Here is an 11,032-nt window from a genome sequence, read left to right on the forward strand (position 1 = left end):
GCAGCTATTTGCTATCCTCTTGCCCTTTGCCGATTTGCGGACCCTGCCATGACTGCCATCGATACCGCTCGCCCGCCACGGTTCAGCCGCGGCGACCACCGGACCCTGGGCCTGGCGGCGTTGGGCGGCGCGCTGGAGATCTACGATTTCATCATCTTCGTATTCTTTGCGCTGACCCTAAGCCAGTTGTTCTTCCCGCCCGAGATGCCCGAGTGGCTGCGCCTGCTGCAAAGCTTCGGAATCTTTGTCACCGGCTACCTGGCGCGGCCGCTGGGCGGCATCCTTATGGCGCACTTCGCCGACCACCTGGGACGCAAGCGGGTCTTCAGCCTGAGCATCCTGATGATGGCCCTGCCGTGCCTGTTGATCGGGGTGATGCCGACCTACGCCGACATCGGCTACGCTGCACCGCTGATCCTGCTGGCACTGCGTATCTTGCAGGGCGCGGCGGTGGGCGGCGAGGTGCCGAGTGCCTGGACCTTCGTTGCCGAGCACGCGCCAGCCGGGCGGCGCGGTTATGCCCTGGGCTTCCTGCAGGCCGGCTTGACCTTTGGTTATCTGCTGGGGGCACTGACCGCGACCTTGCTGGCGCAAGTGTTCACCCCGCAGGAAATCCTCGACTACGCCTGGCGCTACCCGTTCCTGCTCGGCGGGGTATTCGGCGTAATCGGCGTGTGGTTGCGTCGTTGGCTCAGCGAAACACCGGTGTTCCTCGCCCTGCGTGCGCGCCAGGAACAGCCGGTGAGCTTCCCGCTGCGGCGGGTGCTGGGCGAACACCGCCGGGCGTTGATCCCGGCGGCGCTGCTGACCTGCGTGCTGACTTCCGCCGTGGTGGTGCTGGTGGTGATTACTCCGACAGTGATGCAGCAGCGCTTCGGCATGAGTGCCGGGCACACTTTTGCCCTTAGCAGCGTGGGCATCGTCTTCCTCAACATCGGCTGCGTGCTGGCCGGGCTGCTGGTCGACCGTGCAGGCGCCTGGCGCGCACTGATGTTCTACAGCCTGTTGCTGCCGGTGGGCATCGGCGCGTTGTATGCCAGCCTGGTGGGGCAGTGGGGCGTGACCTGGCTGGCCTATGCGCTGGCGGGCCTGTCCTGCGGCGTGGTGGGCGTGGTGCCGTCAGTGATGGTCGGGTTGTTCCCGGCCGAGATCCGCGTGTCGGGCATCTCCTTCACCTATAACGTGGCCTACGCGCTTTGGGCCAGCACCACGCCGCTGGCGCTGATTGCGCTGATGCCGTGGAGCCCGTGGGTGTGTGTCGGCTTTTGTCTTGTCATGGGCACGGTGGGGTTGCTGACGGCTTTGTACTTCGGGCGTCGGGAGCCATTGGCGTTCGCGGCAGAGCCGATGCCGGTAATGTGTGGTGAAAAATAGTTTTCTGTTGTTTGTTCTGGCCTCATCGCCGGCAAGCCGGCTCCCACAGGGATAGCGCATGGCTCGAGGTCGATGCGGTCCAGGTGGGAGCTGGCTGCCGGCGATGAGGGTGGTACAGGTAAAACAAAAAGCCCCGGCTCGTGAGAACCGGGGGCTTTTTGTTAGTGCAGGGCAGGGGCCTTACATGTTCGGGTAGTTCGGCCCGCCAGCGCCTTCAGGGGTGACCCAGGTGATGTTCTGGGCCGGGTCCTTGATGTCGCAGGTCTTGCAATGCACGCAGTTCTGCGCGTTGATCTGGAAGCGCTTGCTGCCGTCTTCCTGGGTGACAACCTCGTACACGCCTGCCGGGCAGTAGCGCTGGGCCGGCTCGTCGTACAGCGGCAGGTTGCTGGCGATTGGCACGTTCGGGTCGGTCAGCTTCAGGTGGCAGGGCTGTTCCTCTTCGTGGTTGGTGCTGGAGAGGAATACCGAGCTGAGCTTGTCGAAGCTGAGTTTGCCGTCCGGTTTCGGGTAATCGATCTTCTGCGACTCGGCCGCCAGCTTCAGGCAGGCGTAGTCCGGCTTGGTGTCGTGCAGGGTGAACGGCAGCTTGCCGCCGAACCAGTTCTGGTCCACATAGTTGAATGCCGCGCCCAGCAGCGGGCCGAACTTGTGCATGGCGGGGCCGAAGTTGCGGCTGGCGAACAGCTCCTCGTACAGCCAGCTGGCCTTGAAGGCGCTGACGTAGCCGTTGAGCTGGTCACCGCCTTCGCTGCCGGCGATCAGTGCATCAGCCACCGCTTCGGCGGCGAGCATGCCGGACTTCATTGCGGTGTGGCTGCCCTTGATCTTGGCGAAGTTCAGGGTACCCAGGTCGCAGCCGATCAGCGCGCCGCCGTTGAAGACCATTTTCGGCAGCGAGTTGAAGCCGCCCTTGCAGATGGCACGGGCACCGTAGCTGATGCGCTTGCCGCCTTCGAGGTATTGCGCCATCACCGGGTGGTGCTTGAGACGCTGGAACTCGTCGAACGGCGACAGGTAGGGGTTGGCGTAGGACAGGTCGACGATCAGGCCGACCACCACCTGGTTGTTTTCCAGGTGATAGAGGAACGAACCACCAGTGTTGTCCTTGGCCATCACGTCCAGCGGCCAGCCGGCAGTGTGCACCACCAGGCCCTGCTCGTGCTTGGCCGGGTCGATTTCCCAGATTTCCTTCAGGCCGATGCCGTAGTGCTGGACGTCGGCTTCGCTATCCAGGTTGAAGCGCTTGATCAGCTGCTTGCCGATGTGGCCACGGCAACCTTCGGCGAACAGGGTGTACTTGCCACGCAACTCCATGCCAGGGGTGTACATGCCGTCTTTCGGGTTGCCTTCACGGTCCACACCCATGTCGCCGGTGACAATGCCGCGCACCACGCCGTTTTCATCGAACAGCGCTTCCTGGGCGGCGAAGCCCGGGTAGACTTCCACGCCCAGGTTCTCGGCCTGCTGGGCCAGCCAGCGGCACAGGTTGCCCAGGGAGATGATGTAGTTACCCTGGTTGTGCATGGTCTTGGGCACGAACAGGTCAGGCACCTTGGTCGAACTGCCTGCATCCTTGAGCACGTAGATGTCGTCACGCTTCACTTCGGTGTTCAGCGGCGCGCCGAGCTCTTTCCAGTCGGGGAACAGCTCGTTCAGAGCGCGGGGTTCGAACACTGCGCCGGAGAGGATGTGGGCGCCGACTTCAGAGCCTTTTTCCACCACGCAGACGCTGATTTCGCTACCGGCTTCGGCGGCCTTCTGCTTCAGGCGGCAGGCGGCGGACAGGCCCGCCGGGCCGGCGCCGACGATGACCACGTCGAATTCCATGTATTCGCGTTCCACTGGTTCTCTCCTACTCATCAAGGCTCGTGCTGTTGCTTTGTCTTATTGGGTGCGCGGGGCATTCGCAGCGGTTCTACGCAACGGCGGAACTGTAGCTGGGCAAATGACGGACTACACCGTTTTGTCTTGGCCGCGCATTATATCTACACCACTTGGCGGGTCCAATACAAACGTTTGTTTGAATTTGCCGCAGGCCAGTAAAATCACAGGAACGCGGCTGGAGGGTGACCGATTTGCCGTATTGACCGGATTGGGTGTTACGGTCAAGATACGAGCGGTTTTACGTTCGCCGTAGGCTTGCAGCCGGGCGCAGGTACACCTCTAAAGACCAGGTGTGGAGCAGGGTTTTGCGGCCTTTGGCCGGTTTGTAGTGGAGTTTACACGCCACGACAGAAAATGACCCGTGAGTATTTGTCGCAAGAGTCCGGACAAGACTGTCCGGTCACTGTGAAGTTACCGCCTCCCGGTACGTTTTTAGAGGTGCCCTTGTACCCACGCGCATCGCAGGGCTCTGCCCCTGGCGACTATCTATTCACCGGAGAGTAACGAGGAATCCATGAAGGTTCTTGTAGCTGTCAAACGAGTGGTCGACTACAACGTCAAGGTTCGCGTCAAGGCGGACAACTCCGGCGTCGACCTTGCTAACGTCAAGATGTCCATGAACCCCTTCTGCGAAATCGCCGTGGAAGAAGCCGTACGCCTGAAGGAAAAGGGCGTCGCGTCCGAGATCGTCGTCGTTTCCGTCGGCCCGACCACTGCCCAGGAGCAACTGCGTACTGCCCTGGCACTGGGTGCCGACCGTGCCATCCTGGTCGAAGCCGCTGACGAACTGAATTCCCTGGCCGTGGCCAAGGCGCTGAAAGCCGTTGTCGACAAAGAGCAGCCGCAGCTGGTCATCCTCGGCAAGCAGGCCATCGACAGTGACAACAACCAGACCGGCCAGATGCTGGCTGCGCTGACCGGCTTCGCCCAGGGCACCTTCGCCTCCAAGGTCGAAGTGGCTGGCGACAAGCTGAACGTCACCCGTGAAATCGACGGCGGCCTGCAGACCGTTGCACTGAACCTGCCAGCCATCGTCACTACCGACCTGCGCCTGAACGAACCGCGCTACGCGTCGCTGCCGAACATCATGAAGGCCAAGAAGAAGCCGCTGGAGACTCTTACTCCAGATGCGCTGGGCGTTTCCCTCGCCTCCACCAACAAGACCCTGAAGGTTGAAGCCCCGGCTGCCCGCAGCGCTGGCATCAAGGTCAAATCGGTGGCCGAACTGGTCGAGAAGCTGAAGAACGAAGCGAAGGTAATCTAAATGACTATCCTGGTTGTCGCTGAATACGAGAACGGTGCCGTAGCCCCGGCCACCCTGAACACTGTTGCTGCTGCCGCCAAGATCGGTGGTGATGTGCACGTGCTGGTCGCTGGCCAGAACGTGGGCGGCGTTGCCGAGTCCGCAGCCAAGATCGCTGGCGTGGCCAAGGTGCTGGTTGCAGATAACGCTGCCTACGCCCACGTCCTGCCAGAAAACGTTGCGCCGCTGATCGTCGAGCTGGCCAAGGGTTACAGCCACGTGCTGGCGCCGGCCACCACCAACGGCAAGAACATCCTGCCGCGCGTTGCCGCGCTGCTGGACGTGGACCAGATCTCCGAGATCATCTCGGTCGAGTCCGCCGACACCTTCAAGCGCCCGATCTATGCTGGTAACGCCATTGCCACCGTGCAATCGAGCGCCGCCATCAAGGTCATCACCGTGCGTACCACCGGCTTCGACGCCGTGGCCGCCGAAGGTGGTTCGGCTGCCATCGAAGCCGTTGGCGCTGCGCACAACGCCGGCATCTCGGCCTTCGTTGGTGAAGAGCTGGCCAAGTCCGACCGCCCAGAGCTGACCGCTGCCAAGATCGTCGTTTCCGGCGGCCGTGGCATGGGCAACGGTGACAACTTCAAGCACCTGTACAGCCTGGCCGACAAGCTCGGCGCTGCCGTCGGTGCTTCGCGCGCCGCGGTCGACGCTGGCTTCGTGCCGAACGACATGCAGGTCGGTCAGACCGGCAAGATCGTCGCGCCACAGCTGTACATCGCCGTCGGTATCTCCGGCGCGATCCAGCACCTGGCCGGCATGAAGGACTCCAAGGTGATCGTGGCGATCAACAAGGACGAAGAAGCGCCGATCTTCCAGGTAGCCGACTACGGCCTGGTCGCTGACCTGTTCGAAGCGGTTCCGGAGCTGGAAAAGCTGGTCTGATCCGCCTGCTTCACTTATAAAGAACCCGGCCCTTGTACAGGGGCCGGGTTTTTTTTGGTCTGTACAAGGAGTGAGCAATGGTGCTGCGTAAAGCGGGCGGGGTGCTGGCATGCATGGCGGTGCTGGTTTCGCCGCTGGCCATGGCGGCGGGCAAGTGTGAACGCCTGGTGGCAACCGGCAGCCCTGATTCTCCGCCCTATTCATGGCAGGACCCCAACGACCCGAAACACCTGATCGGCGCCAACGTCGACCTGCTGCGCCAGGTGGCTGGCGAGCTGGGTGTGAAAGTGGAGGTGCTGAGCGCCGGCCGTCGTGACCAGGCGCTGGAAGAAGTACGTAGCGGGCGGATGGACCTGCTGCTCGACACCCCCATGCAGGTGGAGCAACTGACCGCGCTGGACTACATCCATCCACCCCTGCAGCTCAACGAATACCTGGTGTGGACGCGCCACGACGCCACACTGGCCTTCGAGGGCCCGGCTGACCTGGCCCAGTACCGAGGCAGTTTGTCCGAGCGCGCGCGGCTTACCCCGGCCTTTACCGCTTTCGCCAAGGCCCAGCTGAAGCTGGTGCCGGCACAGAACCTGACCCAGGCATTCCAGAAACTGGTGCTCGGCCAGGTGGATTATGTGCTCGCTGGCCGCTATTCGGGCATCGCCATGGCTCAGAGCCTGGGCATGAGCAATGACCTGATCGCCCGCGGCCTGCCGGTGGATCGGCCGGGCCTGTACCTGGCGCTGTCGCACAATTCGGCCTGCAATGACAGCTGGCTGCGTGGGCAATTGGCGAAAAAACTGACAGAATTGCCGATCTCCGGAGCATCCGAGGCCGTGCTGCAACGTAATGTCGAGCGCTGGAAAGCGCAGCTGCAGGTGCCGTCGGACGCCCCCAAACACTAGGAAGATTGCGTGAGAACCCAACCACTAATCCTTGCCCTGGCCGTGCTCGGCCTGGCTGGCTGCGCCAACGATCCGGCCCCTAACGAGCAGATGCGCATCTCCGAACAGGCACTGGAGCAGGCCAGGGCCGTCGGTGCCACCGAGCAGGTCGATGCGCTCAAGCTGGCTGAAGACAAGCTGGCCAGGGCCAAGACCAACATGCTCACCGAAGACTACCGCGATGCGCGCATGCGTGCCGAGCAGGCCGAACTGGATGCGCGTCTGGCCGAGGCCCAGGTACTGAACCAGAAGAGCGAAGAGCAGCTGCAACTGCTGCAATCGCGGGTCCAGCGCCTGCGCAAGCAGTTGGAGGTGCAGCCATGATCCGTCGCATGCCATTGGCCGCGCTGGCAGTGCTGGCGCTGGCGGCAGGTTTGCAAGGTTGCGCCAGCCAGCGCAGCAGCGCAGCGCTGGATGATGCCACTGCAGCTTTCCAAAAGGTCAAGGATGATTCCAATGTGCTGCGCAGCGCGCCGCGCGACGTGATTCGCGCAGGCGAGTCGCTGGCCCGTGCCGAGCGCCTGTCCAGCTACATCGGCACCGGTGCCGACGTGCGCCATTACGCCTACCTGAGCCAGCGCTACAGCGAAATTGCCAGCGAGCATGCCAAGCTGGCGTTGAACCAGGAGCGCCAGGCCAAGCTCGACCTGGAGCGCCAGCGCCTGCAGCTGGCCCTGCGCGAGGCCAAGCTGGCCAGTGTTCAGCAGCAGGGCAAGTGGGTCGAGTCGCAGATCGCCGCGCTGGCCTCGGAGCAGGCCGACCGTGGTCTGGTGATGACCCTGGGGGACGTGCTGTTCGACACCGGCCGGGCCGACCTGAAGAACTCGGCCAGCCGTACCGTGCTCAAGCTGGTGCAGTTCCTCCAGCTCAACCCGCGCCGGGTGGTTCGGATCGAGGGCTATACCGACAGCACCGGCCCGGCCGAGGACAACCTGAAGCTGTCGCGTGACCGGGCGCAGGCCGTGGCCGACATGCTGGTAGACCTGGGCATCGACGAGAAGCGCCTGCAGGTCGAGGGGTATGGCGACCAGTACCCGATCGAGGCCAATGCCTCGGAGCGGGGCAGGGCGCAGAACCGTCGGGTGGAGATCGTGTTCTCCGATGACAAGGGCAAGCTGGCGCCAGCACGCTGAGTCTTTGAAATGCCGGGGACCGCTCTGCGGTCCTTTCGCGACACAAGGCCGCTCCTACAGGCGTTGTGCATGCCTTGAGTTTGGCACTGCTCTTGTGGGAGCGGCTTTAGCCGCGAACACCGGCAAAGCCGGTGCCATCCACCGTGTCACCTGCTTCGCGGGTGAACCCGCTCCCACAGGGGCGGCGCACCCCCGGCAGTTTGTCGGCTTAATCGTTTCGATAGCTGTCACGCTATTGTATTGTCGACTATGTTGCATTCTGTTCCAGTACACTCTGCAACTGTTACGGTATCCTCTACCGTCACTGAGCCGTACAAGAATAACGAGTCTGCCGCCATGACCAACCTGCTGTTGTACCAGCGTATCGCCCAGCAACTGGCCGATGACATCCGTCGTGGTGTCTACCAGCCAGGCGAGCGGGTGCCCTCCGTGCGCAAGATGAGCGCCCAGCTCAATGTCAGCCATGCCACGGTGCTGCAGGCCTATGCCAATCTTGAGGACCAGGGGCTGATTCGTGCGCGGCCGCAGTCCGGCTACTACGTGCACCAGACCCCGGCCCTGACGGCGCAGACCCCGGACATCGCCCGCGTGGAGCGCCCCGGCCTGGTCACCCGCGCCAGTATCATCCAGCAGGTACTGACCGAGGCTCGCCGTGATGGCGTGTTCCCGTTCGGCGCCGCTGTGCCGCATGTCGACTACCTGCCGGTCCGTGCCTTGCACCAGCAGATTGCCAAGGTGACGCGCTTCCACAGCCCGCGTGCCTTCAGCTACATGTTCAGCCCCGGCTTCGAACCGCTGCGCCGGCAGATCGCCATCCGCATGCGTGATGCCGGCGTACTGGTCGATCCGCGTGAAGTGATCGTGACCCATGGCTGTGTCGATGCGCTGCAGATGTCGCTGCGCGTGCTGACTCGTCCAGGCGACCTGATCGCGGCCGAATCGCCCACCTATTACGGTCTGCTGCAACTGGCCGACCTGCTGGGCCTGAAGGTGATCGAGATCCCCAGCGACCCGTCCACCGGCATCAGCCTTGAGGCGCTGCAACTGGCGGCCAACCAGTGGTCGATCAAGGCCCTGGTGCTGACTGCGCGCCTCAGCAACCCGCTGGGTGGCACTGTGCCGGAAGAGCGGCAGAAACAGCTGCTGCGCCTGGCGTCGGACTTCGATATCCAGATCGTCGAGGATGACATCTATGGCGAGCTGATGTTCGAGCAGGGCAAGACCAAGGCGCTCAAGGCATTCGACCGCCTGGACCGAGTAATCTATTGCTCGAGTTTTTCCAAGACGCTGTCCCCTGGTGTTCGAGTTGGCTGGATGATCGCCGGGCGCTATCAGGACGAGATCCAGCGCCTGCAAACCTTCACCACCCACTCGGCCTGTAGCGTGACGCAGATGGGTGTGGCGGCCTACCTGGAGAATGGCGGTTACGACCGGCACCTGCGTTACATTCGCCAGGAGTACCGCAAGAACCTCAGTGCCTACCAGTTGGCGGTGCAGCAGCACTTCCCCGAGGGTACCCAGATGACCCGGCCGACGGGCGGTTTCATCCTGTGGGTGAGCCTGCCGGGGCGGGTCAACACCCAAGAGCTGCATGTGCGCGCGCTGGAGCAGGGCATCAGTATTGCGCCGGGGCTGATCTTCAGTAACACCGAGCAGTTCAACCACTGCATCCGCCTTAATTGCGGTATACCTTGGAACAAGGAAGCCGAGCGCGCGGTGATCACTCTCGGTTTGCTTGCCCAGCAATTGTGTCGGGAGCCAGCGGCGGCATTTTTATAGGCTTGCCACGCGCCTGTGGAACAGGGAGCATACGCACTTTTACTGCCAGTCTGTCCATTTGCCATGAATGCTCTGCGCCGTTTTGCCCTGATCTTGTGCCTTGTACCGCTCTGCAGTCTGGCTGGTGTTGCCCAGGCTGCGCAGCCGGCAGGCCAGGCGCAGGCGGCCAAGCCGGTGCAGAAAGCCAAGCCGGTGCAGAAGGCCGCAGCCAGGCCAGCGCACAAGCAGCCTGCAAAAAAGGCCCGTAACAGCAAGGACAGGCCGGCGCGCAAGCAGGTGAGCAAGGAGGTTGCCAAGCCACTACCCAAGGCGAAGCTAGACCTCAGTCTGCCGGCCGAGATGGTCGATGACCTAGAGCCGAATGTGGGCAGCCCTTCGCCGATACAGCGACGCAAACCTTTGCTGCCACCCATGTTCACTGAAAAGCCGGAGACCAGCGACAGCCCGTTCCAGCTCAATGGCCGGTTGATCAGCAACGAAATGCAGCTGCAACTGCGCAATGACAGCCGTCGCGACGTGGAAGGGGCGGCCATCGATTTCGAGTATCGCCAGTAGCTGGCGAACTGACTGCCGGGTCACGGCAGATTTCATCATGCAGCAATTTCAAACGCCTGTTTGAGCGGTTACTATCCAGGGACGTTCGTCCCGTTTTGTTCCAGGGAGTCCTGATTTTGGTGAATAGCCATGAATTGCCGTGAGGGCTGTGGTGCCTGCTGCATCGCCCCGTCCATCACCTCTGCGATGCCGCGCATGCCCAATGGCAAGCCGGCTGGCGAGCGCTGCCTGCACCTGACTGTCGACAACCTCTGCGACCTGTTCGGCAAGCCCGAGCGGCCGGCAGTTTGTGGCGGTTTCAAGGCGGATGTGGAGGTATGCGGCAGTGACCGTGACGAGGCCATCAGGATTCTTGGCTGGTGGGAGCAGATAACGGCGGCGTGACAGGCTGGATCTTCGAAAACAAGGATAAACATGATGAGATCGTTCAAGCGTATTGCTCTGCTGTGTGGCATGGGTGTTCTGCTGGCGCCTGCGGCCTGGGCCGAAAACTGGCAGGTGGCCAAGGACGAGGAGGGGATCAAGGTTTCCCTTAGCGAAGTGGCCGGTTCGAAGTACAAGGCCTATCAAGGTGTCACAGTGATCAAGGCGCCGCTGGCCAAGGTGCAGGCGTTGCAGGAGGACGTGGTCGGGGCTTGTGCATGGATTCACGAATGCAAGTCGCAGAAGCTGCTCAAGCACGAAGGTGACCAGAGCTGGACCTACACCCAGTTCAATACGCCATGGCCGGTGACGCCGCGGGACTCGGTGTTGCATGTGACTACTGTGAAGGAGGCTGATGGCAGCCTGGTGCGCAACCTGAAGGAAGAGCCGACCTATATCCCGGAAGAGAAGGGCTTTGTGCGGGTGGCGAAGGTCGAAGGCTTCTGGAAGCTGGTGCCCAAGGGCGACAGCACGGAAGTGACCTATCAGGTGCACACCGAACCGGGTGGCAGCGTGCCGGCGATGGTGGCCAACAAGTTCGTGGTGGATGCGCCGTTCAATACCCTGAAAGGGTTGCGGGAGCGGGCTGAGAAAAACTGAGGCATTGTGTCACCTGTGCTGGCCTCTTCGCGGGTAAACCCGCTCCTACAGGTATCCCGCAAACTTTCGGGCCTGTGGGGTCCCTGTGGGAGCGGGTTTACCCGCGAAGAGGCCAGCACAGGACGAATAAAAAAGGCTGCCCGAGGGCT

The 11,032-nt window shown here is 62.5% G+C and carries 11 protein-coding genes; 10 read left to right on the forward strand and 1 reads right to left on the reverse strand.

Going from position 1 to position 11,032, the window contains the following annotated elements:
• Positions 1 to 48: 48 nt before the first annotated feature.
• Complete coding sequence (locus tag RR51_RS25885; protein WP_039615139.1) at positions 49 to 1,374, forward strand: MFS transporter; 1,326 nt, start codon at positions 49 to 51, stop codon at positions 1,372 to 1,374.
• A gap of 180 nt (positions 1,375 to 1,554) precedes the next feature.
• Here the strand turns inward: RR51_RS25885 and RR51_RS25890 are convergent, their stop codons facing one another.
• Positions 1,555 to 3,237, reverse strand: a complete 1,683-nt coding sequence (locus RR51_RS25890) for an electron transfer flavoprotein-ubiquinone oxidoreductase (protein WP_075045849.1) — start codon at positions 3,235 to 3,237, stop codon at positions 1,555 to 1,557.
• 538 nt (positions 3,238 to 3,775) lie between these two features.
• On the opposite strand from RR51_RS25890, the gene RR51_RS25895 reads away from it, so the two are divergent.
• From RR51_RS25895 to RR51_RS25935, 9 genes are all read left to right on the forward strand, one after another.
• Positions 3,776 to 4,525 carry an electron transfer flavoprotein subunit beta/FixA family protein gene (locus RR51_RS25895; RefSeq protein ID WP_023661847.1) on the forward strand — a complete coding sequence of 250 codons (750 nt, stop codon included), beginning with the start codon at positions 3,776 to 3,778 and terminating at the stop codon, positions 4,523 to 4,525.
• A complete protein-coding gene (locus RR51_RS25900; RefSeq protein WP_013973453.1) occupies positions 4,526 to 5,455 on the forward strand; it encodes an electron transfer flavoprotein subunit alpha/FixB family protein in 930 nt (309 codons plus the stop codon).
• A 77-nt stretch (positions 5,456 to 5,532) separates the two neighbouring features.
• On the forward strand, positions 5,533 to 6,354 hold the full coding sequence (locus tag RR51_RS25905) for a substrate-binding periplasmic protein (protein ID WP_039615140.1): 822 nt from the start codon (positions 5,533 to 5,535) through the stop codon (positions 6,352 to 6,354).
• Between the two features lie 9 nt (positions 6,355 to 6,363).
• Entirely contained in the window at positions 6,364 to 6,717 is a 354-nt protein-coding gene (locus RR51_RS25910) for a DUF4398 domain-containing protein (RefSeq protein ID WP_013973451.1), read from the forward strand.
• Positions 6,714 to 7,526 carry an OmpA family protein gene (locus tag RR51_RS25915; RefSeq protein WP_015271099.1) on the forward strand — a complete coding sequence of 271 codons (813 nt, stop codon included), beginning with the start codon at positions 6,714 to 6,716 and terminating at the stop codon, positions 7,524 to 7,526. The genes RR51_RS25910 and RR51_RS25915 overlap by 4 nt, the downstream gene beginning before the upstream one ends.
• A gap of 336 nt (positions 7,527 to 7,862) precedes the next feature.
• Entirely contained in the window at positions 7,863 to 9,305 is a 1,443-nt protein-coding gene (locus tag RR51_RS25920) for an aminotransferase-like domain-containing protein (RefSeq protein ID WP_013973449.1), read from the forward strand.
• 63 nt (positions 9,306 to 9,368) lie between these two features.
• Positions 9,369 to 9,860 carry a hypothetical protein gene (locus RR51_RS25925; RefSeq protein ID WP_039615141.1) on the forward strand — a complete coding sequence of 164 codons (492 nt, stop codon included), beginning with the start codon at positions 9,369 to 9,371 and terminating at the stop codon, positions 9,858 to 9,860.
• A gap of 129 nt (positions 9,861 to 9,989) precedes the next feature.
• The gene (locus RR51_RS25930; protein WP_023661894.1) at positions 9,990 to 10,244 is read left to right on the forward strand and encodes a YkgJ family cysteine cluster protein; all 255 of its coding nucleotides are present in this window, start codon (positions 9,990 to 9,992) and stop codon (positions 10,242 to 10,244) included.
• A gap of 33 nt (positions 10,245 to 10,277) precedes the next feature.
• The gene (locus RR51_RS25935) at positions 10,278 to 10,883 is read left to right on the forward strand and encodes an START domain-containing protein (protein ID WP_024087417.1); all 606 of its coding nucleotides are present in this window, start codon (positions 10,278 to 10,280) and stop codon (positions 10,881 to 10,883) included.
• Positions 10,884 to 11,032: the final 149 nt, after the last annotated feature.

The sequence above is a fragment of the Pseudomonas sp. C5pp genome (assembly GCF_000814065.1).
Lineage (GTDB): Bacteria > Pseudomonadota > Gammaproteobacteria > Pseudomonadales > Pseudomonadaceae > Aquipseudomonas > Aquipseudomonas asiatica.